This is a genomic window from Pseudoalteromonas amylolytica (assembly GCF_001854605.1).
In the GTDB taxonomy this organism is placed as follows: Bacteria; Pseudomonadota; Gammaproteobacteria; order Enterobacterales; family Alteromonadaceae; genus Pseudoalteromonas; species Pseudoalteromonas amylolytica.
On the sequence record NZ_MKJU01000030.1, the window covers coordinates 275,425 to 298,657 of the forward strand.

The 23,233-nt window shown below is 43.3% G+C and carries 17 protein-coding genes; 11 read left to right on the forward strand and 6 right to left on the reverse strand.

What is annotated here, in order from left to right; genetic code table 11:
• Positions 1-11: 11 nt before the first annotated feature.
• Positions 12-773: a hypothetical protein gene (locus BET10_RS17195; protein ID WP_070986818.1), complete on the reverse strand. Its 762-nt coding sequence runs from the start codon at positions 771-773 to the stop codon at positions 12-14.
• Positions 774-1,062: 289 nt separating this feature from the next.
• Here BET10_RS17195 and cysB point away from each other — a divergent pair, with 289 nt between their 5' ends.
• From cysB to BET10_RS17220, 4 genes are all read left to right on the forward strand, one after another.
• Positions 1,063-2,040, forward strand: coding sequence for an HTH-type transcriptional regulator CysB (cysB, locus tag BET10_RS17200; RefSeq protein WP_070986819.1), 978 nt, complete (start codon positions 1,063-1,065; stop codon positions 2,038-2,040).
• A 130-nt stretch (positions 2,041-2,170) separates the two neighbouring features.
• Entirely contained in the window at positions 2,171-3,634 is a 1,464-nt protein-coding gene (locus BET10_RS17205; protein WP_070986820.1) for an amidohydrolase family protein, read from the forward strand.
• 246 nt (positions 3,635-3,880) lie between these two features.
• A complete protein-coding gene (locus BET10_RS17210; protein ID WP_170829172.1) occupies positions 3,881-6,679 on the forward strand; it encodes a collagenase in 2,799 nt (932 codons plus the stop codon).
• Between the two features lie 211 nt (positions 6,680-6,890).
• Positions 6,891-7,631, forward strand: a complete 741-nt coding sequence (locus BET10_RS17220; RefSeq protein WP_170829173.1) for a substrate-binding periplasmic protein — start codon at positions 6,891-6,893, stop codon at positions 7,629-7,631.
• Positions 7,632-7,665: 34 nt separating this feature from the next.
• On the opposite strand, the gene gloA is transcribed toward BET10_RS17220, so the two are convergent.
• From gloA to BET10_RS17240, 4 genes are all read right to left on the reverse strand, one after another.
• The gene (gene gloA / locus BET10_RS17225) at positions 7,666-8,106 is read right to left on the reverse strand and encodes a lactoylglutathione lyase (protein ID WP_070986824.1); all 441 of its coding nucleotides are present in this window, start codon (positions 8,104-8,106) and stop codon (positions 7,666-7,668) included.
• A gap of 70 nt (positions 8,107-8,176) precedes the next feature.
• Positions 8,177-10,138, reverse strand: a complete 1,962-nt coding sequence (locus BET10_RS17230; protein WP_070986825.1) for a pre-peptidase C-terminal domain-containing protein — start codon at positions 10,136-10,138, stop codon at positions 8,177-8,179.
• Between the two features lie 15 nt (positions 10,139-10,153).
• Positions 10,154-10,822 carry an Lcl C-terminal domain-containing protein gene (locus BET10_RS17235; RefSeq protein WP_240503713.1) on the reverse strand — a complete coding sequence of 223 codons (669 nt, stop codon included), beginning with the start codon at positions 10,820-10,822 and terminating at the stop codon, positions 10,154-10,156.
• Positions 10,819-12,321: an ethylbenzene dehydrogenase-related protein gene (locus tag BET10_RS17240; RefSeq protein ID WP_070986826.1), complete on the reverse strand. Its 1,503-nt coding sequence runs from the start codon at positions 12,319-12,321 to the stop codon at positions 10,819-10,821. Before BET10_RS17240 ends, BET10_RS17235 begins: the two co-directional genes overlap by 4 nt.
• Before the next feature lie 179 nt (positions 12,322-12,500).
• Between BET10_RS17240 and BET10_RS17245 the strand changes: the two genes are divergently transcribed.
• The 7 genes from BET10_RS17245 to BET10_RS17275 all read left to right on the forward strand — a co-directional run bounded on the left by BET10_RS17245 (position 12,501) and on the right by BET10_RS17275 (position 21,140).
• Entirely contained in the window at positions 12,501-13,685 is a 1,185-nt protein-coding gene (locus tag BET10_RS17245; RefSeq protein ID WP_070986827.1) for a GGDEF domain-containing protein, read from the forward strand.
• A gap of 78 nt (positions 13,686-13,763) precedes the next feature.
• Entirely contained in the window at positions 13,764-14,819 is a 1,056-nt protein-coding gene (locus tag BET10_RS17250; RefSeq protein ID WP_070986828.1) for a DUF2066 domain-containing protein, read from the forward strand.
• Positions 14,816-15,526 (forward strand): DnaA inactivator Hda, encoded by a 711-nt coding sequence (gene hda / locus BET10_RS17255; RefSeq protein WP_083330593.1) that lies wholly within the window; start codon positions 14,816-14,818, stop codon positions 15,524-15,526. The genes BET10_RS17250 and hda overlap by 4 nt, the downstream gene beginning before the upstream one ends.
• A 181-nt stretch (positions 15,527-15,707) precedes the next feature.
• Positions 15,708-16,688, forward strand: a complete 981-nt coding sequence (gene pheS, locus BET10_RS17260; RefSeq protein ID WP_070986829.1) for a phenylalanine--tRNA ligase subunit alpha — start codon at positions 15,708-15,710, stop codon at positions 16,686-16,688.
• Between the two features lie 16 nt (positions 16,689-16,704).
• A complete protein-coding gene (gene pheT / locus BET10_RS17265; protein WP_070986830.1) occupies positions 16,705-19,092 on the forward strand; it encodes a phenylalanine--tRNA ligase subunit beta in 2,388 nt (795 codons plus the stop codon).
• Between the two features lie 2 nt (positions 19,093-19,094).
• On the forward strand, positions 19,095-19,394 hold the full coding sequence (ihfA, locus tag BET10_RS17270) for an integration host factor subunit alpha (protein WP_010362644.1): 300 nt from the start codon (positions 19,095-19,097) through the stop codon (positions 19,392-19,394).
• 132 nt (positions 19,395-19,526) lie between these two features.
• The gene (locus tag BET10_RS17275; protein ID WP_070986831.1) at positions 19,527-21,140 is read left to right on the forward strand and encodes an EAL domain-containing protein; all 1,614 of its coding nucleotides are present in this window, start codon (positions 19,527-19,529) and stop codon (positions 21,138-21,140) included.
• A gap of 15 nt (positions 21,141-21,155) precedes the next feature.
• Here BET10_RS17275 and BET10_RS17280 read toward each other — a convergent pair whose 3' ends face one another.
• The gene (locus BET10_RS17280) at positions 21,156-22,775 is read right to left on the reverse strand and encodes an alpha-glucosidase family protein (RefSeq protein ID WP_070986832.1); all 1,620 of its coding nucleotides are present in this window, start codon (positions 22,773-22,775) and stop codon (positions 21,156-21,158) included.
• Positions 22,776-23,233 lie beyond the last annotated feature (458 nt).

The window sequence follows — 23,233 nt, forward strand, 5'->3', positions numbered from 1 at the left end:
AGTGGTATTGATTACCACTTTTTCTTAGGTGCAAATAGGACGTCGAGATCGTCTTTTTCTTTTTCTTTTTTCTTTTTAACCGCAGACGCATTGGATGCCTTAAGCTCGGTACTTATCTCATCTAGATAGGTTGTGAGCTGTGCTTTTTTCTCTTCAACGTATTCATCTGTATAGCTTACAGAGTTGATAGTCGCATATGCCTTTTCAAAATATTGGCGCGCCGAACCAACCATGTTAGCGGTTCTAGCAGATACGCCGCGTTTGATCTGACTTTCTACATTAATACGCAGTTGTAACTTTTCCAGTCGTCTATCTTCGGCAACGAACAGTTGTGTATCAACCTTACCTTTAGAGTGCTCCGTACGAAGTACGTGACGCAGACGCTTTATACCTTGCACCAGAGCGATCAATTGTTTGTCAGCATCAGGTAAGCTTAAACCATCAACCTGTGACTCTGGGTTAATTGAGGAGCTTAAGCGCTCTTTGGCTTCATTCAGACGGTTTTTCAATTCTTTATTTGTTGGAGAAAGCTCAACCATGGTGGTGAGTGCGTCGAAAACTCTGCGTTGTAGAACCCGCAAAATGAGATCTGACATAGGAATGTTAGAGCTATTTACGATGATGTCCTCAGATTCCTCAATAATCTTTTTCTGTTTTGCTAATTCCTTTCTACGCTCAGCTTCTTGTTTTTCTCTATGCTGTTGTACGGCACTAACCCAAACCGCAATAACGATCAGTGCAACAATTAGCATAATTATAATAGAAACGAACATAACAAATTTCTCTTAGACCACGAATCAAAAGATGAATTTTTATCTTACATCAATTAATTGCATTCTGAACAGTTTTCCGTTCAGTTGTATGAAAAATAATTTGAAAATCATTATTTATCATTATAGACCAAGACAAGGTTTTATCTGATAAACAAACAGATATGTCTAGAGCTATCTCCATAGATGTAATTATGCTAGCCTTAGGAAGATTGGCTTTGTCTCAAGCATATACCATTTAATAGCGCGCCGTGTTCATTGCCTTGTAAAAACTAAAAAGAAAAAATAAGCTATGAAATTACAACAACTTAGATATATTGTAGAAGTTTTAAACCATAATCTGAATGTGTCAGCCACTGCTGAAAGCCTTTATACTTCTCAACCGGGCATATCAAAACAAGTTAGAATGCTGGAAGATGAACTTGGCGTACAAATTTTTGGTCGAAGTGGTAAGCATTTAACTCATGTCACTAATGCGGGCAATGAGATCATAAATATAGCGCGTGAGATCTTATCTAAGGTCGAAGGCATCAAGGCGGTTGCAAACGAACATACATTGCCCGATCAAGGTAAGTTGAACATTGCGACTACCCATACCCAGGCTAGGTATGCGTTGCCGGGTGTTATCCAGGGTTTTATGAAGAAGTATCCTGCGGTTTCTCTTCATATGCATCAAGGCACCCCACAACAAATATCTGACGCGGCGGCAAGAGGCGATGCTGATTTTGCTATCGCTACGGAGGCACTGCATTTATACTCAGATTTAGTGATGTTACCTTGCTATCACTGGAATCGCTCAATCGTAGTTGCTAAGGATCATCCACTTGCTCAAAAAGCACATAATCTGACTGTACATGATGTAGCAAAATACCCGCTCATTACCTATGTGTTTGGTTTCACTGGCCGCTCTGAATTAGATAAAGCGTTTAACGCGCATGGCTTAGAGCCTCACATTGTGTTTACTGCCACTGATGCTGACGTCATAAAAACCTATGTGCGCTTGGGCCTTGGAGTGGGGGTGTTGGCATCGATGGCTATTGATAGTGTGGCTGATAAGGACCTTGTTTGTATCGATGCGAGTCATTTATTTGAAGCCAGTACGACTAAAATTGGCTTCAGAAAGGGCAGCTTTTTGCGAGGTTACATGTATGACTTCATTGAACGTTTTGCGCCACACTTGAGCAAAGACTTAGTTGAAAAAGCCAGTTTGCTGCGTAATCAGGATGATGTAGACGCGTTGTTTGCAGATATTCCGTTACCTATCAAGTGATCTCCTAGTTGTTGCGCATGGATTCAATGACTGTGCGCAACGTTGTTTTTCAACTGCTGTAATGAACAGTAATGGCAGTTTTTTGGGATTAGTCTAACGTTTAATGTGTGTTACCTGTTGGATACATACTGTGGAAGGATTGTCTCAACCAAGCGCTCGCTTTTCTCTTAACCATATATTTTTTGACAGTTTACTCGATAGGCTGTCTGAGTTCTCATTGATTCCTGAGCCGGCGAGTAATCAAACATCTGCTCCGGTTGCACATAATCAAGTCTTTCTAGGAAAAATCTATACACAGTTTTGTCCCACGGTTGAAACTGTAGAGGCGATGTTGGTGAGCAACAACAAAGTAGTTATTTTGGGCAGCCAGCATGAAATTGAGCAATATATTACTCGTCTAGATATGAGTGTTCGTTACCAATACTTGGGTGAAGAACAGAGCCTGTGCCCTGGGTTTATAGAGCCGAATATTAACTTAATTCTCAGTGCGATACTGCAACAGTGGTCGCATATTGGACCATTTGGCTTTGACTGTGGTTGGCAAAAATTGATGCCCAATTACGGGTTAAATTATATTGCGCGCGCATTACTGTATCTTGACAAAGGTTTATCAGCTGAGGATTGGCTGCTAGGTTACGGGCTTTACAGTGTGTTACTGGATGAGAGCGCACAAACGAGCCAGCATGATGTTTTTCAACTGGTGCAGCAAGTGTGTATCGATAGACCTGTTGCTATCTTGGATGCCACCAGTGCCATTGCATACGTGAATGAAGCCGCACTAGAGAAAATATATAGCTATTTGCAGCATCATGATGCGAACCCCTTTGCATCAAAAGCAATGTTTTTTGATTTGGTACGTCGTCAAAATGGTTTAATTAACGAACAGTTAGTGTGGTTGGTCGAAGCCTTGCCAGCTAGGCAGCTTAAACGTCAATTAAAAAGTGTGTTTATACAAATTGATGAAATTGTTGCACGTGCGTATTCGTTGGGTATCACCCATATGGGCACGATTGATACTCACCCATTTGCTCGCAAGTTGCTTAATCTATATCAAAAAACAAATTCAGCAATAAGCATAATGGAACCAAGAAATAGTTGGTTACAAGAGTTAAACAGTCTAGCTTGTTTAAGTGAGCAGTATACAGAAGTCGAGCCTGCGGCTAATCGCTCAATAGCCATTAACATTGGAGAGGTTGGCTATTGCGGTTATGACTGGGTGAAAAGTTATCACGGACAGTCAATGTTACAGCCTTGTCAGCAGTTAATGGATCAAGGGTATAATGTATGTTTGCAATCAGGGTTTCCTATTTTACCTTTGAGCCCCTTACGTGCTGCGGAGCAAGCCTGTAGCCGAATTATGGAGTATGCGCCAGGCTGCTATACCCGTCATGAACGGGTCTTGCTACCAGATCAATGTTTGTCAAAGCCCCAGTCACTCAATGCTATTACCAAAGCAGCAGCGGAACACTTAGGGTCTAACCTCGGCACTTTAAAAGAAGGTGAAACCGCAAACTTCGTTCACTTATCAGCCGATCCACTTGCTAGCAACTCTAATTTTAGGGAGTTGGCTGTGATAGCTTGTTACACCAACTAGCTAACCCAAGATCTTAGAAATTTCATTTATTTTCTTCATTCAATATGATTTACATTTAAATTTTAAATTATCAGTGTGTTAAGTGATTTTATGTGTGTCAATGTTTACTGTACACATATAAATTCGCGGAGTTATTCATTAAAGTTATGTAAAATATATTGTATACATTGTGTATTTGGTGTTAATAATTAAAAAGCCCGTTATCAAAAGTGATGGGTTTGGATACACAACATACAAAGGTACATTATGAAACTTAATAAAATAGCGTTAGCTCTGCCTGTGCTTGGGATGAGCCTAAACTTGACTGTTAGCGCAGCACAGCATTCTGGTTCCGCGCCGACACAGCCTCAAACAGAGCAATCAGTGCAACATATTCACCATGGTCATGAACATGAACAAGTGGATGAACGAGCACCTGTTGCTGCGTCCCAGCTTCAGGATGTGACACGTATTAATCCTCAGCTAAAATTGCAACAAGTGATGTCATCACAAGCATCAGAAGCGGCGCTAAGTTGTGATGCAAGTGCATTTGCAAATTCTTCAGGCAGCCAGCTGGTTGAGCAAGTTAAATCACAAGGCAGCAATTGTGTGAATGAGCTATTCACAGCGAGCAGCAGTGATCAAGTAGCAATCTTCACCAGCAGTAAAATGAACACCATCACTGATCATGCACGCACTTTAGCAACCAGCTACACAGGCTTAGGTGGTGATGAACTAAAAGCGATGTTTTTGTTTATTCGCGCAGGTTTTTACGTAGAGTTTTATAACGACGCGGTGACATTTGACAGCCAAGTAGCAATTAACGTTAAAAGTGCCATTGATGTATTTGTAAATAACAGCCACTTTTATGACAACAATGACGAACACGGCAAGGTACTACAGGAAGTCATAACGACCATGGATAGTGCGGAACTACAGCACGAGTATATCGATGTAGTGCGCCAGTGGTTGCTACGTTTTGATGAGAATTACGCCAATAACCGCAATATGCGTAATGCGGTAAATGGTATCTTTAACATCTTATTCCGTGGTCAATGGAATAGTGAGTATGTAACCAAAATTAAAACTGATAGTGCTTTGGTGAGTGCCTTAGTTGCCTTTACGCAAAAATCTTGGATGGTAGGCTCAGACTCTGAGTTCTTGATTACCAACTCAGCTGGAGAATTAGCAAGGCTTACCCAGTATCGCCCAAGTGATATCGATGAAGCGGTTACCAATGGTCTGAAAACTTTGTTCTCTACCTACAAGAGCTACGGGTACGGTGATTCACTGTGGCTCAATGCTGCTGATGTGGCATCGTATTTTGGTCATTGTAGTGAGTTTAACATTTGTAACTTTGAAGAGAATTTGACACAGCAAGTATTGTCGCAGATTCATCAATGTAGCAGTACGATTCGCATCAGAGCACAGGAAATGACAGCAGTTCAGCTTTCTTCAGCATGTGACACCATGGCAGCTGAAGAAACCCGTTTCCACACCCGCTTAGCGACTAATCAAACACCGGTAGCGGATGACAACAACTCGTTCTTACAGGTGAATATTTTTAATAGCAGTAATGACTATAAAAAATATGCCAAAGTCATCTTTAATATTGATACCAACAATGGTGGCATGTACTTAGAAGGGGATCCAAGCAAAACCGACAATCAGGCAAATTTCGTAGCTTATGAAGCAAGCTATGCTAAAGCTGACCACTATGTTTGGAATTTAGAGCATGAATATGTGCACTATCTAGACGGACGCTTTGATTTGTATGGTGGTTTCAATGCTCCAACAGAAGACATTGTATGGTGGACCGAAGGTGTGGCGGAATACATTGCAAATCAGAATGATAATCAGGCTGCCATTGACACGATTAAAGATGGCTCTGTTTATAATCTGCAACAAGTTTTTGCAACCACTTATGATGGCTTCGACCAAGATAGAATCTACCGTTGGGGTTATCTTGCGGTTCGTTTTATGTTTGAGCGCCATAACGACGAAGTGAATAAGATGCTAGGCAAAACCCGAGTGGGCGATTGGACAGGTTATAAGTCGTTACTCAATGGTTGGCAGGTAGCTTATGATGCAGAGTTTACGCAATGGACACAAGAGCTGGCAGGTGATGTAAACACAGCCCCTGTGGCAGAGGTTAATGGTCCATACAGTGGTGTAGCTGGTGAACCTGTGTCCTTCTCAAGTAATGGTAGCAGTGACGCGCAAGGCCCGATCGCAAGCTACTTGTGGGACTTTGGTGATGGTAATCAAAGCCAACAAGCGAACCCAACACATACCTATAACGCCGCGGGCGATTACACTGTGACATTAACTGTTACTGATTCAGAGGGCCTTTCAAACAGTGCCAGTACGAGTGCGCAAATTGAACAAGGGCAGAGCGTGCCACAGTTGCAACGCGGTCAAGCGGTCACTATCAATGGTGCGCAAGATGAGCAGTTGCTATTTGTGCTTAGTGTTCCGCAAGGGGCGAGTGACCTAAATATCGCTATTTCAGGCGGTGACGGAGATGCAGATTTATATGTTCGTTATGGCAGTGAGCCGACACTTAGCAGCTATGACTGTCGTCCGTATGTTGGTGGTAACTCTGAGCAGTGTGACTTTGCAACACCTCAAGAAGGTCAATACTACGTCATGATAAGAGGCTACAATGCATTTAACAATGTGTCTTTGGTTGCGAACTTCGATGCACCCATAGCGTCTCTACCAGATGCCTGTCAAACACAAGCTGCGAAAACGGGTGGACGCGCTACAGCGGGTGAGCTTATCTGTCTTGGTGATCAATCTGTGATGTGGTTTAGTTTGGAAAATGTCAGCGGACAAGACACCGTTCGTATTGAGACAGCCAACGGTAGTGGTGACTTAAAGCTTGAATATAGCAATGCAGGCTGGCCAGATGGCAGCAATGTGGATGCGACATCAGATAACCTAGGTAATGCAGAGTGCATTAGTGTTAGTGCACAGTCTCAATATTGGGGTTATTTGAAAATATCAGGAGACAGTCAAGCCGCTTCTCTAAAAGTTACCTATAACGAAGGTGGTTGTAACTAATTGATGATTAGGTACTTGTGATAAGCTAATAGCAGGGCGGCCTTTTTGAGCCGCCTTTTTATCATCATAATATTGCTGAGTAATAATTCTGGTTGCAAAGCGCAAATCACTGGTTAACACTATAGTCATGTACACTGCGTAATAGAGTAAACCTATCAAAACACTTCTTCTCCTAAAAAGGTCACTCATCCTATTTGGCATGAGCTGTTTGATGATCACAAGTGGAGTGTTATCTGCTAAGCAAACGGTGACACTTTATGCTTATCACCTAAAGCCACCTTATCTTATCGATGTTGAGCAAGAACAAGGGTTGTACTTTGACTTTGCGTTGCTACTTAATCAACACCAAGCAGACTACTCCTTTAAAGTTGAGTATATGCCACGTAAGCGTCTTAACCGCGATATAGAGCAAAACACCTTAGATGGCTTAATTATTGGTGTAAATCCAGTCTGGTTTCGGGATCAGCAACAGACAAAATTCGCGTGGTCTGAACCTTTTATGACCGACAGAGACGAGTTTGTATCGAATATTTCAGCGCCGTTCGAATTTGTAGGTCAGGCTTCATTGTATGGCAAAACCGTTGGTGGCGTGAGAGGCTATCACTACTTTCAGGTAGCGCCTGTGGTAAAAATAGATAAAGCAACCCAACTTGAGATGGGAACTGAGTTACAGTTGCTGGAAATGCTGGTAAAGAAGCGTATTGAAATTGCGGTGATTAGTAATGCTACCCTGAACTATTTATTGGCTAAGAACAAACACTGGGAAAACGCTGTGCACTTGTCAAATCAGCCTCACGAATCATACAGCCGAGCATTACTCGCACCAAAAGATATGCGTAATGCTGTTGATGTGATAAACACGGTACTTCAAAAGAGCGAATTTAAAGAACAGCTCCAACGGCTGTTAATGCGCTATCACATTACAAACTCAGCACTAGGTGTAAAAAGCTAAGCGAGCCATTGAGTCGCTTAGCACCAACTTGTCATTACCAAGTGCCGGTATTTTCCATTGAAGCCCAAGGCTCTTGTGGCTCTAAGGCTTTGCCTTTTTGTAACAGCTCAATAGAAATACCATCAGGGGACTTAACAAATGCCATGTGCCCACAACGAGGAGGACGATTGATCACAACTCCTGCTTGTTGGAGTGTTTGGCAAATAGCGTATATATCGTCAACTGCAAAGGCTAGATGACCAAAGTTTCTGCCACCTGTGTACTGTTCAGGGTCCCAGTTATAAGTCAGTTCTATGGTTGGTTTAAGAGAGGTTTTGGCTTCTTCTAGTTGGCCTGGAGCTGCCAAGAAAATTAAAGAGAACCTTCCTTGCTCACTGTCATATCGCTTGACTTCAACCAAGCCCAACAGGTTACAGTAAAAGTTAAGTGATGCGTCTAAATCTTTAACACGCACCATAGTGTGTAAAAAATCCATGTATTGCCCCTTGTTTCAATTAAGCTATAGACTTATGGTCATTTGCTTAAATAACAAGGGGCAAAGTTCATTACTCAGCCTGTGCGCTTAACAACACACCAGAGAAACTTCGATATGCTTTTATACCTAAATGCCATACGCCCGATTGAGGGTTAGTGATGCTACAAAGTTCATCATTACCATCTTCATACGGGCGGCATTCATAACTAGAAGTTGTGGGCTGCTGTGCAAATCTAATGTATAAGTCTGCATCACCTGAGCCGCCGCTCGTTTGTACATTTAGGCTGCTGGAGCCTGAAGGCACTTCAAAGGTGTAGTATAGCCACTCGCCTTTACTGGCACTTTGGTCGGGCCATTGCTGTTGTTTACCCGGTGTTGTGCCGACATTGAAGTTAGCTACCAAACTCAAGTTAGAATAGGCCTCATAAGCGTGCAACATCACATAGTATTTACCTGATTGAATGGTATTGATAGTACAGTTTTCAGCATTACCATTTTCGTATGGGCGGCAGTCATAATCTTGTTGTGTAGCAAGCTGGGCAAACTTAACATATAGGTCTGCATCACCACTGCCTCCTGAGGTAGTAAATGATAGGCTGGATGTGTTTTCTGGCACATCAAGTACGTAGTGGGTTTCGTTGTCTTTTGCGGCATTTAACCCTGTTAGTGCTTCACCATTTTGTAACGCGATAGCATCAGGCGGCTCAACTGGGCCCGAACCATTATCGATAACACTTAATTTATTACTCGCTTGTTTGAGTGTAAGCACTTCCCCAATCTCATTTGCGTGCCACCAATTGATATTGGCAGGGAGCGCAAGAGGGTCTGCTGCGCGCTGTTCACGCGTCAGTGTGTCGGCCGATGCGTCAAATTGTGCGGTGCGTACCAATAAGTTATCTGTACTGACAGAGAGTACTTTAAATTGCTGAATACTTGCCAAATCAATCGTCCAAGACTTAGGGTCGTTGGCGGAGCGGGCAGGTGCACCCCAGCTGCCTTCACCCACGTAAACAGTGCCGCCTGAGGTAGTCGCGTTAAAGCCATTATTGGTTGGCTGTAATGCTTGGGTGAGTTTGTTGATATGAGTATCTGATTCAACAACTAGGTTCATTGCATGGTTATAAAATGCATCGGCCCACCAAGTATGTAAAATGGTATTGTCAGACTTACCAGAGTAGTGCGGATACATAGGTTTGTGGTATTGCGCGCTACGCCAAGTGGTTGTATCACCATTGTTGCTAAGATCTTGCGTTAACCAGTTGTTCATCGCGGTAGCATAGCTTGACCAGCCACTGTTTTTATATTGACTATTTAGCGTGTAAACACGAAGCAAGGTGCCGACGTTAAAAGCACCGTAGGTATCTGAACTGGTACATTCACCATCTTGGTTGTAGTCAACCCCAAACACTTGGCACAGTGTTTTGTAATTGTCATCTTCATGATTGCCATGGGTGGCTACAAACGGATAAATACGTTGGTAATTTACGCCGTCAATCACATCGTCTGAGAAGGTTAGCTGCCAGTCTTGCAGATACTCTTTCATTTCTGAGACGGAGTTTGCATTGGTGTAGTCGCCACCATGCATGATGAACAGAGGGCGAATTTTTGCGATAAGCTGATTACCTTGGCGGCGTGTTGTCCAACCCGTTCGGGTGTCACCGCCAGCGATGGCCGTAAACGGTTGGTTGTCAGTTGGCGCAGTTTTAAACCACAGCGGCTGTGAACAGCCTTGGCTGTCACAAACACGATAATAAATAGCGGTATTTGCACTGAGGTTTTGCAATGTTACAAACTGACTTTCAAGACCTCCATCAAAGGTGTGAGATGCGCTGATGTTTTGCACCGTCCAACTTTGCTCATCTGTTGATGTACCATATTTGACGTGATGATTACTTCCCCCGTTTGGGGTGAAGCCAATAGTCGCTTGTGATGAGGGGTTATGATCCCAGATCAGTCTATGGTATTGACTACCGGCTTGGGCGCTGGCGGCAAGGGTTAAACCGACAGCAAGGCTCACGATACGTGTGCTCATTTCCTTGATCCTATATTAATGTGTAGTTGAAGTGTCGCGACTGCTTAGCTGCGCATGAGAGTAAGCCTTAGTGATATCACTCACTAAGATAACAAAGGCGGCGTTTCTATAGGGCAAGGTAACAACTTTACCGTTATGGAAGTTCACCGCTTTGGCACCTTGTTTTAGGTGCGCAAATTGTTGCTGTAATTTGACGTTGGCATGGTTTGTCCAGTAATCACCTTTTTTGATGTGAGTAAAATAGTCATAGGCGATATAGGGCTGACCAGGGCGTGCAGGCGGCTGTATTAAACTGGCGAGTTCACGCTCGGTTGGTAGTCGCCAGTTCTTTTGGCCACACAGCGTTTTATCATTGGTATGGCGGATAAGGTCTTGGGTATCGCAGCGCGCAGACTCAAAATAGCAGTCACCAAAATTAGCTTTGCCTAAACCTTGGTCATACCAAGAGTATGTCCAGTAGCCATCATGAATAGACTCATCGTCTGTTTTTACTTCCCACAACAGATTGTGCTGGTGATCCAGCACGCAGGCCCACGGACCTTGCCATGGCGATAACGGCTGGCCTTGCGCGGTTATTTTTGTAAACCTTGGGTGCGTGATGGGCGTCATCAGTATGTCGTCAAAAACAACGTACATGCTCACTATCGCAACAATGAGCATTGAAATGAAAAATCTTTTGATCACAGTAAATACCTAAGTTTGATTGCACGCTGGTGGCGAGTGTGGGCAATTTGGCTGCTATCAAAGGCTGACACCCAGATACACGTATCGCTATTAAGCGGCACATCATATTTAGACTGAGTCTGGTTTTTTCTTACCAACTCCAAGGTCCAAAAACCGTCTTGCCAATGGCCTTTAGCTCGTACGTCGGCACGATCGCCTTCGAACCGATTGGAGCGATAAAGTACGGAGCTTAGTTGTGTGCCTATGGGATAGGTATCTTTTGACTTGTGGTAGGGCCGAGAACCAAACCAAGGTAATACCGCTTTGTTACTGTTGTCGTCGTGGGTGGGCAATCTTTTTGGGGTAACCTGATTAGGTGAATACCACAACCAATTCATCACATATGCGCCACTTTCTTTACCATCCGTCTGGTAGCCTGCCTTGTAGCGACGTTGACCACTCAGAGGCGTTGCCAGTGGGCCGATAAAATTGTCATCGGCTAGCACCATATCGTTGGTACGAACGGCTTTCCAATGCCACAGATCACGTACTTTACCATCTAAACTGGCATGGTAACCCTTACCATGCCAGTTGGCTGGCTTATCGGCAAAGGGCTTTTTACCTAAGTAGCTGGTGCCATCTGCACCCAGATCACAGCTGTTTGAGAGCATCACCGCGAATTTATCTTCATAGTGACTTTGCTCATCAAATTGATAAAAGCCGTTCTCTTGGACCTTCCAACCCTGTGATGTTTTTGTCAAAGGCAAGTGTCGCAAACTCTTGCTTGGATCTGCCCAGCGAAACAAAAAAAATGTTTCCTGCTGGTTACTCAGTGCCTTTATTTGCACCTGCGTACGGCCATTGTCAAAGTTGGCTCCACCGGCGGTATCAACCAAAAACGAATGTGCTTGTTGCCACTGAGGTTCATTGGCTAGGCCGTCTATCTCCATCAAGACTTGGTTCGAGATAGGTGCAATATTCAATGTGTGTGTTAGCGCATTAATGATAAAAAAAACGGCTGTGGTACATAGGCTTAGCCCTGCAAGCAAGGCAACAGGAACGTGTTTGTTGCTCATCAGCAGAATTTTCTTAAAGGCTTTACGGCCAAATTGGAGCATATACACCCAACTGTGCAGTAATAAGTAAACAACAATGGCCAATGCACTGTAATAATGTAAAGACGTAACTTGTTTGGGCGTTATATCGAGATAATTTAGTAATCCGCTCACTAAACATACTGTTAAACTAATATAACCAAACCATGTAACCATGCGGTGGTAGTGGCTTTGTGAGGTAACGGCGCCTCTGCTTATTCTAAAATATAAATAATACACACTGACAATCAATAGCAGACTGGCAGATAGCAAGTGTAAGTTATGGACCTGCCCTGATGGAAACAGCGTTGCTACGGTTAGTAAGTATGGTTTAGTTAATGTTGCGATACGAAAGCCAGATAGCAAGCTTAGCGTAATTGCGAATATAGCAGCGGTGTGTAAAAGGATAAAAATTGAACGTCGCACGAAATTTCACTGAGTAAAATAAATGTAAATATATACTGCATTTTATTTACGTAGTGTGAAGGGGGGATGACAATCTATTAATTATCAAAGTATTTTTTAGAGTTCTTAGCGAATGCAAGATCCTATCCTATACTCAAATATAATCAGCTTTAAGCGTTTCATCTTCACTAGGGGGGGCGATGACTGTGTCAAAAATAGCGAATGATAGCGTTATTGACAGCATGACAGATATCGTTGCTTGTTTGAATACGAGTGATTCGATACAACGCTTCTTGCTGGATATTCATTGTATATTGCAAAAAGTCACATACGCGGATAACTTTTACGTCGTCTTGTTTGGACGTGATGATACGCTTCACTTCCCATATTTTCATGATGTGATGGACAACATCAGGGCTGAAGACCTAGAAGACATCAATTTGAATGTGGTTGAAAAAACGCTGACAGGGTATGCCATCAGTCAACGGAAAATTTGCAATTTTACCGAGCAAGATATACAGCAGCTTATTGATTCTGGAGAACTACAGGTACTAGGCACGATGCCTAAACAATGGTTGTGCTTTCCGTTACTTAATCGCAGCTCCTATCTTGGTGCGTTTATTATTCAGTCCTATCGTAATGAGCAAGAATACTCAGGTGTGATTGTTGATGTACTTTTTACGATTAGTCATGTGATCTCTTCCGCATTAGATGCTTTCAATAACCAACGTGCTTTACTCGAAGCAAATGAAGCGTTGCAAATCTATCAAAGAGAATTAGAAGAGAGAGTACAGGCGCGTACGCAAGAGCTACAAAAAAGCCTTGAAGAAGTTCGTCAGGAGGTGCAAAAACGTGAGCAGTTGCAGCAGCAACTGGAATATGAATCGTTACACGATAACTTGACGGGTCTGGCTAATCGGAAATATTTGTTTAAAGAGTTATCTCGACTGGCCGCAAAATCACAGCGTTCAAATCTGGAAATCTATGTGTTGTATATCGATCTAGATGATTTTAAGCCGATCAATGATAATTACGGTCATCACGCTGGCGATATTGTCTTACAAACGGTAGCTAAAAGACTGGTCGAAGAAGTGAGAAGTTACGATCTCGTTTCTCGCCTAGGTGGTGATGAGTTTGTGGTGCTGATGACTGAGCCACTTCACTTTGGGGTATTACAGCAAGTTTGTGAGAGGTTGCTTAAAGCTGTTTCTATGCCAGTTGATGTACCTGACAATAGTCAGGTTCGATGTGGTTGCAGCATTGGCGTGACCGGGAACTATGCTCAGGCTTTCAGTGCAGAAGCCATTTTACATCAAGCAGATGACGCGCTTTATCAAGCTAAGAATAATGGCAAAAAACAAATCTCTTTTTCAGTGTCAAAGTAACGGTAAACTTTTTAAGGCTTTGCTTTAGTCTGGCTTTGCTTTAGGATCGAGCCACAAAGATTTCCTGTAGCTTAAGTTATGGCATTGAGAATACTGTTTATTTTTTGTTGTTTATGGTCGATTCATACACCAGCAGTTGAAGTGACTGATTTGTATCAAAGCGAGCTGTATGTCACTGATAAAAGTCGCGACACGCGAGTCGAAGCCAGCAAAAAAGCGTTGTACAACGTAATAAAAAAACTCACAGGTCGCCATGAAGGTGGGGACTCTACGCTTATCAAACAAGCAATGCGCTCTATCTCAGACTATATGCTCAAGTATGAATATTTAGATGCGCAAGATGGAACGGTTAAAATACGTGTAAAGTTTGAGCCAACCAAAGTCGAAGAATTGGTCAGAGATGCCCAGCTACCACTTTGGGGGAATCGTCGACCACTGATCGCGATTTGGCTTGCTATTGAAGACAATTTTCGCCGTGAGTTTGTTACCCAAGACAGTTATCCGCAGCTTGAACGTTTAATTTACGATACGGCAGCGGAGTGGGGTGTGCCTGTCATAGTGCCATTACTTGACCTTGATGACCTGGCCAAGGTAAGCGTTGCTGAGGTTTGGGGAAACTTCTCTGAGCCTGTGGAGCTTGCATCGCAAAGATACAACGCGGAGCGCGCTATCACAGCACGTATGTTCCAACAGCGTAACAGTAGCAGCTGGCAGTTGGAGTGGCGCTATACCGATGCGCAAATGTTTGAAGTCAACAAATTAGTTGGCGATAAACAGCAGATCCTCATCACCATGGTGAATGACTTTTCATCAGCATTAGCAAAAAATTACGCGATTGACCCGAATGTTTCTTTGGCGACTCAAACCACTTCTTTGATTGTTGATAATCTCAAGACCTTCACATCAATTGAGTTGGCAAAAAGGCAACTTACCAGTTTGAGTACAGTGGTGGATGTGGATGTTGTGTACCGCTCTGCAGATGTGGTTAGGTTTGAGATCCAACATAGCTCGACGTTAGACGATCTCGTTAAATCATTGAACTTAGAGCAAGCGTTTAACATTTATGTTGACCCGCATGCGTTTTATCAAATCGCCAACGCCTCGAATTTACGCTATAGCTGGGTAGGCCAGTGATGAGTAACGAACCCATGCAAATGGCGCTGCCAGTGACCCTCCCAGATGACGAAACATTTGAGTCTTACTTTGGCGGCGCTCAGTCATTAGAGGTCAACCATTTAAAAGCGTCATTGAGAAATCTTGCCAAGGATTTCCAATATACGTATTTATGTGGGTTGGCGGATTCTGGCAAGTCACATTTGCTTTATGCCACATGTATCCATGCTCAGGAGATGGGGTTGTCGACCATTTTATTAAGTCTTAGAGAAGTGATTGATTTTGGCCCAGCGGTCTTAGATGGTTTAGAGTCTTTGGATGTTGTATGTATCGATGATGTACATTTGGTGGCAGGTGTTGAGCATTGGGAAAAGGCGCTCTTTAACTTTTTCAATCGATTCAATGAACCCAATAAGTGCTTGGTTGTGACCGCGGATCTGTTGCCCAACATGCTGAACATAAATCTACCAGATCTTGAGTCTCGTTTGGCATGGGGAACCACATTTCAAATCCGCTCGATGAGCGATGATGATAAAGCCGAGGCCCTAGTAAAACGTGCAAATATGCGGGGCTTAGAGTTGAGCGATGAATGCGCACGCTTTTTGCTCACTCGATTGAGCCGTGATATGCGTGCCTTGCTCGATGTACTAGATAAACTCGATCATGCCTCGATGGCAGCACAAAGAAAGCTTACCATTCCATTTATTAAAACCACGCTGCGATTGTGATGAACTTGCAAGTAAAATGGCGAAAATTTTTGTAGATTTATCCCAAAGGTGCAAGTTTTTACAAATATTCACCCACAATAGTAAACTCAACCCGAGTTAGGGCTAGAATCTAGTCCTTGCTTTCAGTTATCATACGCGATTAATACAACAGCAAATTACCTCCATAAAGATCAGGTATAGAATGAACTTAGAGAATATTTTAGCGCAAGCGTTAGAAGCCGTATCGGTAGCCCGCGAAATTGCGCACCTTGAGGATGTCCGAGTTAATTACCTTGGTAAAAAAGGTGAGATCACAGGATTATTAAAAACTCTGGGCACGCTCGCACCAGAAGAGCGAAAAGAAGCCGGAGCCGTTATCAATCAGGCTAAAACTCAGGTGCAAGATGCGATAAATGCAAAGCGTGAGCAATTGACTCAGCAAGCACTTGAGAAAAAATTGGCGGCAGAGACCATAGATGTCACGTTGCCTGGCCGCAACATGCCAATTGGTGGTTTGCACCCAGTGACACGCACGATAGAGCGTATCGAATCATTCTTCGGTGAATTAGGGTTTGCTGTTAAATCTGGTCCAGAAGTTGAGGATGACTTCCATAACTTTGATGCGCTAAATATTCCTGAGCACCACCCAGCACGTGCTGATCATGATACATTTTACTTCAACCCTAAATTGGTATTGCGTACACAAACTAGTGGCGTACAAATCCGTACCATGGAAGCTGAGCAGCCGCCACTTCGTATTATTTCTCCAGGTCGCGTATACCGAAATGATTACGACCAAACCCACACGCCAATGTTCCATCAGGTAGAAGGGTTGATGGTTGACACAGATGTGAGCTTTACTGAGCTTAAAGGTATTTTGCATGACTTCTTACGTAACTTTTTTGAGGAAGACATGGAAATTCGTTTCCGCCCATCTTATTTCCCATTTACAGAGCCTTCAGCTGAAGTGGATGTAAAAGGAAAAAATGGAAAATGGCTAGAAGTACTAGGCTGTGGCATGGTACACCCAAATGTATTGCGTTCAGTCGGTATCGACCCACAAAAGTATACGGGCTTTGCTTTTGGTATGGGTGTTGAGCGTTTAACCATGTTGCGTTATGGCGTAAACGACTTACGCGCATTTTTCGAAAACGATTTAAAATTCCTAAACCAATTCAGATAAGAGCGAAGTTAATAATATGAAATTTAGTGAAAAGTGGTTACGTGAGTGGGTTAATCCAGCCATTGATACTGAGGCTCTATCTGAACAGCTCTCTATGGCGGGTTTAGAAGTTGACGGATTAGAAGCCGTTGCTGGTGACTTCTCAGGCGTGGTGATTGGGGAAGTGGTTGAATGTGGTCAACACCCTGATGCAGACAAACTACGTGTGACCAAAGTGAATGTTGGCGAAGATGAACTACTTGATATCGTGTGTGGTGCAGCAAACTGCCGTACAGGACTGAAAGTTGCGGTAGCAAAAGTAGGTGCGGTATTACCAGGCGACTTTAAAATTAAAAAGGCCAAATTACGTGGTCAACCTTCACACGGCATGCTGTGTGCGTTTGAAGAACTTGGCATGGCTGAAAGCTCTGATGGTATTTTAGAGTTACCAAGCGACGCGCCAATCGGCCAATGTATCCGTGAGTACTTTTCTTTAGACGACGTAACAATTGACGTTGATCTTACTGCTAACCGCAGTGATTGCCTTGGTATAAAAGGTCTAGCTCGTGAAGTGGGTGTATTGAATTCAGTGGATGTCACAGACGTTGCGATTGAAGCAGTACAGCCAACGATTGATGATAAGATTTCAATTGAGCTGGTAAACAGTGCGTCATGTCCTCGTTATTTGGGTCGTGTGATCAAGGGAATTAACCTTGATGCAACTACACCACTTTGGATGGTAGAAAAGCTACGTCGCTCAGGTGTACGTTCAATTGACCCAGTTGTTGATGTAACCAACTATGTGCTACTTGAGCTTGGTCACCCAATGCACGCGTTCGATTTGAATGCGATTGAAGGCGGCATTAAAGTACGTAACGCTAATGAAGGCGAGGAACTAGTATTGCTTGATGGCAATACAGCCAAGCTAAATCCAACAACTCTGTTGATTGCTGACGATAAGAAAGCGCTCGCCATGGCGGGTATTTTCGGTGGTGAAGGCTCAGGTGTTACACAAAGCACTCAAGATATCCTACTAGAAAGCGCATTTTTCTCTCCTTTAGCCATTGCTGGGCAAGCGCGTAGTTACGGTCTTCATACCGATGCATCACACCGCTATGAGCGTGGTGTTGACTACAAGCTACAACACGATGCAATGGAACGTGCCACAGCGTTATTGCTAGACATTGTTGGTGGTCAGGCAGGTCCTGTGGTTGAGGCAGTATCAGAAGCTGATCTACCCAAAGAAAGGTCAGTAACGTTGCGCCGTGAACGTTTAGACCGAGTAATTGGTTACCACATCGCTGATGAAAAGGTTTCTGATATTCTTACCCGTTTAGGGTTGAGTAACACGTTTGCAAACGATACGTGGCAAGCACAGGTGCCAAGCTATCGTTTTGATATCAGCATTGAAGAAGACTTGATTGAAGAAGTGGCGCGTGTATTTGGTTACAACAACATTCCAAATGTTGCGCCAAAAGCGGCATTAAAGATGACTCAGCATAATGAAGCCAATGTGCCAGTGTCACGTATGCGCAACGAGTTAGTGGCACGTGGTTACCAAGAAGCGATTACCTACAGCTTCGTTGAACCAAAAGCACAAAAGCTATTGCACCCAGAGTCAGATGCGTTAATTCTACCACACCCGATTTCAGTAGAAATGTCAGCCATGCGTGTAAGCCTGATGACAGGGTTAATTAACGCTGTGGTGTATAACCAAAACCGTCAACAATCTCGTATTCGTTTATTTGAGCATGGTTTGAAGTTCCTGAAAGATGAGTCTGCAGAGAATGGCGTTGCTCAAGTAGCTGTTTTAGGTGGTATTGTTTATGGCAACACACACAACGAGCATTGGTCGGTGGCATCGCGTCCAGCGGACTTTTTCGATGTGAAAGGTGATGTGGAAGCCCTATTAGCACTAACTAACGATGGCTCACGTTTTAGCTTCAAAGCAGAGCAATGTGACGGCCTACATCCTGGTCAGTCAGCGGCGATTTATTTTGATGATGCAAAAGTTGGCTTTATCGGCGCAGTTCATCCACAATTACAAAAGTCTCTAGGTTTGAATAGCACGGCCTATGTGTTTGAAGTTGAAGTGGATGCATTGAGTACTCGTAAGTTGCCAGAAGCGGTAAGTGTGTCTAAATTTCCATCAAATCGAAGAGATATCGCTATTTTAGTTGCAGATGATGTAAAAATAGGCGATATTTTAGAAAGCATTGAGAAAGTTGGCGGAAATCAATTAGTTGACCTAAACTTATTCGATGTGTATAAGGGCAAAGGTATTGAGCCAGATTTTAAGAGTTTGGCGATTGCTCTGACACTACAAGCGGTTGATAGAACGCTCGAAGAGAAAGACATCAATCAAGTTGTAGAGAACGTGGTGGCCGAACTGGCCAAACAATTTAATGCATCGTTGAGGGACTAGATATGGCGCTTACTAAAGCCGACATAGCTGAACACCTATTTGAAAAATTGGGGATAAATAAAAAGGATGCCAAAGACTTAGTTGAAGCGTTTTTTGAAGAAATCCGCTCAGCGCTTGAAAAAGGAGAGCAAGTTAAGCTCTCTGGATTTGGTAACTTTGATCTCCGTGACAAAAAAGAGAGACCGGGTCGAAACCCTAAAACAGGTGAAGACATTCCAATCTCTGCGCGTCGCGTAGTAACTTTCCGTCCAGGCCAAAAACTAAAGACTCGCGTCGAAGTTGGTACTAGTAAAGAAAGTTAATATTTTTTTAAAAGTTTAAAGCTATTTTTAAGGCCTTGAGTTTACGCTCAAGGCCTTTTGTTTTGTCATAAAAAAGTCATAAACCTTCTCTACACTGTCGCCTTTCATATCTGGCAGGCTGAGGTTTAAATCATGCCAAGGGCACGTTTGTTCGCAAAGCAGTTGAAACATATCGCTTTTGCTTGGTTGGCTTGCACTGTTGTGTTTGGCATATTGCTCGCTTTACTTTTCGTCCAGCATCGTGATGCAGAGCAATTACATATTCAAAATGTCGCTCAGAAGGTGCACTTCGAACTTAACGCTCAACTGAAAGAGATTGACTCGTTTTTACGCCAGGCTGAGTCGCTCGATGTTACATGTCCGAAAGAAACACTGTTTCGGCTCAGACAGCAGGTATTTAAAAATCCTGCCATGAGTGAGGTTGGCATTGTTGACCATAATGGCCAGTTGTTGTGTAACACTTATGGTGTGCTTAACCCGCCAATTCAAACAACAGCACCTATCAAAAGCAAAGAACTACGTTATCATGGCCCTGTCATAAGCGACTATATGGAAATGTCAGCCTTTGTACTGGCAAGAACGCGGCAAGATGGCTATGAAGTCAACGTACTGTTACCGAGCGACTGGCTGCGCCATACGCTTGATTTACAGCAATATTCTAAGCTTGATTTTATTGCACTCGTTGATAGCCAAACGGGGGTGCCAATACTATTGCAAGGTAACTATAGTTTACCTTTACATCAGCCATTGTTTCCTATTGAACTGTCGCTACAGGCGCATGGAGAGTTTGATGATGGCATGAACAAATATCTATTTGCTAAGCCACTGGCCTCGCTTCCAAAACTTTCAGTGGTGGCCTCAAGTAATAGCAACCCAATTTTTACTATCCGTTCAACTCCCTTCGTGGCGCTTGTGGTTGCGTATCTGATTGTTTGGGTATTGCTTAGCTATCTACTTTACTTTATTGAAAAACGACAGCTTAGTTTGAAATATCAGCTAAAACACGCCATTTCACAGCGCCAGTTATTCAATGTTTATCAGCCGCTTATAGATGCGAAAACACAAAAGATTGTGGGCGTAGAGGTACTCATTCGCTGGCAACATCCAAGTGAAGGAGAGTTGGGCCCCGCTTATTTCATTCCTGAAGCCGAAAGAAGTGGCGCAATCGTGGAGATTTCTATTGCACAAGTACAAAACGCGGTTCAGGAGTTGGCTCCGTTGTTGGCGTTAAACCCGCAGCTTAAAGTGTCATTTAATGTTAATGGGCAGTTGTTGAGTTGCGCCAGCTATTTAGCTGCACTTGAGCAAGCAAAGCAACATATTCGCTCGCTTACCATAGAGTTGACTGAACGAGACGTGTTGTCTCAGGCACAAGTAAAACATACCTTGGAGCAGCTCGTTGCCCTGGGAATTGAGGTGGCTGTAGATGACTTTGGTACCGGATATAGTGGTCTGCAATATTTACAAAGCTTTCCAATCGATTTATTAAAGATAGATCAAAGCTTTGTAGCTTCAATCGGGCTGGATAATTTACAATCACCGGTGCTCAACGCGGTGATAGAAATGGCGACCAAGCTCAACAAAAAGTTGATTGCGGAAGGGGTAGAAACTGCCTATCAGGCTGACTATTTACTCAAACAGGGGGTCGAGGTCCATCAGGGCTGGTTATATGCCAAGGCTTTGGCAATTGAGGCTTTAATAGTAATGGTACAAAGGGAGCCATCAACACTCCCTTCATACTCTTAATTATGAGGCTTTGGATTATACGGCTGCAAAGTAGCAGCCAAAGCCTGGCATGGTTAAAGTCCCCTCGTTAAGCGAGCCATTATGGTGCTGCAACTGAGTGTGCTCAGTGTGTATCTTGTCGCTCAATGGTAGTGCGTGCGACTGGTCGCCAAGGTTGAACACACACAGCATACTTTGCTGTTCGTAACGACGATAAAAAGCGAGTATCGGCTCAGGCGTGTCGATAAACTCAATATCACCGTATTGCAACGCAGGCATCGTTTTTCGCCAAGCCATAAAGTGTTGAAAACGTTTTAACACTGATTCTTCTGAGTTTAACTGAACATCAACGGCAAGTGCTTGATGTTGCTGCTCAACTGGCAACCAAGGAGTGCTAGTACTGAATCCAGCATGGGGCTGTTCATGTTGCCATGGCATAGGTGTTCTACAGCCATCGCGGCCCTTAAAGTTAGGCCAGAAGGTAATCCCATAAGGGTCTTGTAGGTCCTCAAAAGCAACCTGAGCCTCACCCAAGCCAAGCTCTTCACCTTGGTACATACAAACACTGCCGCGCAGTGAGCCTAGCAATGCTGTTAACATGCTAACTTGTTTTGAGTCAGTCTTCGCTGATGGATGCCAGCGACTTGCAACGCGCTCTACATCGTGGTTACTAAATGCCCAACATGGCCAGCCTTGAGTCATGACAGACTCAAGTGTGCTTACTGTTTCGCGAATATATTGCGCGCTGTAATCTTTTGTCAGTAACTCAAAGCTATAACCCATATGCAGTTTATCGCCATCGGCGGTGTATTCTGCCATGGTTTGCAGTGAATCTTCTGATGAGATTTCACCTAAACTAACGGTACCGGGGTAGCGGTCCAATAAACTGCGGATCTCCTGCATAAATGCGAGGTTCTCTGGCTGCGTATTGTTGTAGTAATGATATTGGAACGCATAAGGGTTGTCTTCGCTAAATCCACGACCTTGGCGAAGCTCTTTGGGCTTTGCTGGGTTGTCGCGTAGCTGTGCATCGTGGTAACAGAAGTTAATCGCGTCCAAACGAAAACCATCCACGCCTTTTTTCAACCAAAATTCTACATTATCTAACACGGCTTTACGCACATCTGGGTTGTGAAAGTTCAGATCTGGCTGTTCGGTCAAAAAATTATGTAAGTAATACTGACAGCGTCTTGGTTCCCACTGCCAAGCTGTACCACCAAAGATAGATAACCAGTTATTTGGTGCACTACCATCTGGCTTTGCATCTGCCCAAACATACCAATCAGCCTTATCGTTATTGGTGTTTTCACGACTTTCTATAAACCATTGGTGTTCATTGGACGTGTGACTCAACACCTGATCGATAATTATTTTTATGTCACGTTGGTGCGCTTGGGCAATTAAAGTATCGAAATCATCCAAGTTCCCAAACATAGGATCGATGTCACGGTAGTCACTGATATCATAGCCGAAGTCTTTCATCGGAGATTTAAAGAATGGTGAGATCCAAATGGCATCTACGCCAAGTGACTTTATATAATCTAATCGATTTATGATCCCAGGCAAATCGCCAATACCATCGCCATTTGTATCTTGAAAACTGCGAGGGTAGATCTGATAGATAACCGCACCTTTCCACCATTGCTGTTGAGCCATGTATATTCTCCAAGTTTCTGCTCAATACTGCCATTTATGAAGGAAGTTATGTAAACCTAACCAACATGGGGCATTAATGGCAAAAAGCATACGTTATCGCCCAAATGCTGTAAAAAGGTTGCATACGTATGCATCATAAATACCGAAATTAGAAGCAAAAAAGTGACGTAAAAAAACTAATATAGTTTCTGTAATAAAAGTTTACCAATTTAATCTTAACTGATCTGATAGCCTTTTACTGTCCAGTAATGTGTGTTGTGGCGGGGTGTCAAAATGGTAAGACCAATTTATCGTTGTTGAAACTTCAACAGTTTTAACACGCCTATGTTATGGCGTTTTTGTGACAAAAAAAAGAAATCAGGTTAAGTTTGCAGCAAAAATCCGCTATATATTTGTGATCAGAGAAGTCACTTTTTAGTTTTATTAAATGTTTTTAAAACATAGGGTTAATGCACTTT

Coding starts and splice junctions, on each gene's coding strand:
- BET10_RS17275 (WP_070986831.1), top strand. CDS start 19,527: ATGCCAAGGGCACGTTTGTTCGCAAAGCAGTTGAAACATATCGCTTTT.
- BET10_RS17245 (WP_070986827.1), top strand. CDS start 12,501: ATGACTGTGTCAAAAATAGCGAATGATAGCGTTATTGACAGCATGACA.
- pheT (WP_070986830.1), top strand. CDS start 16,705: ATGAAATTTAGTGAAAAGTGGTTACGTGAGTGGGTTAATCCAGCCATT.
- BET10_RS17230 (WP_070986825.1), bottom strand. CDS start 10,138: ATGAGCACACGTATCGTGAGCCTTGCTGTCGGTTTAACCCTTGCCGCC.
- pheS (WP_070986829.1), top strand. CDS start 15,708: ATGAACTTAGAGAATATTTTAGCGCAAGCGTTAGAAGCCGTATCGGTA.
- BET10_RS17250 (WP_070986828.1), top strand. CDS start 13,764: ATGGCATTGAGAATACTGTTTATTTTTTGTTGTTTATGGTCGATTCAT.
- BET10_RS17280 (WP_070986832.1), bottom strand. CDS start 22,775: ATGGCTCAACAGCAATGGTGGAAAGGTGCGGTTATCTATCAGATCTAC.
- BET10_RS17220 (WP_170829173.1), top strand. CDS start 6,891: ATGATCACAAGTGGAGTGTTATCTGCTAAGCAAACGGTGACACTTTAT.
- BET10_RS17195 (WP_070986818.1), bottom strand. CDS start 773: ATGTTCGTTTCTATTATAATTATGCTAATTGTTGCACTGATCGTTATT.
- BET10_RS17210 (WP_170829172.1), top strand. CDS start 3,881: ATGAAACTTAATAAAATAGCGTTAGCTCTGCCTGTGCTTGGGATGAGC.
- ihfA (WP_010362644.1), top strand. CDS start 19,095: ATGGCGCTTACTAAAGCCGACATAGCTGAACACCTATTTGAAAAATTG.
- cysB (WP_070986819.1), top strand. CDS start 1,063: ATGAAATTACAACAACTTAGATATATTGTAGAAGTTTTAAACCATAAT.
- gloA (WP_070986824.1), bottom strand. CDS start 8,106: ATGGATTTTTTACACACTATGGTGCGTGTTAAAGATTTAGACGCATCA.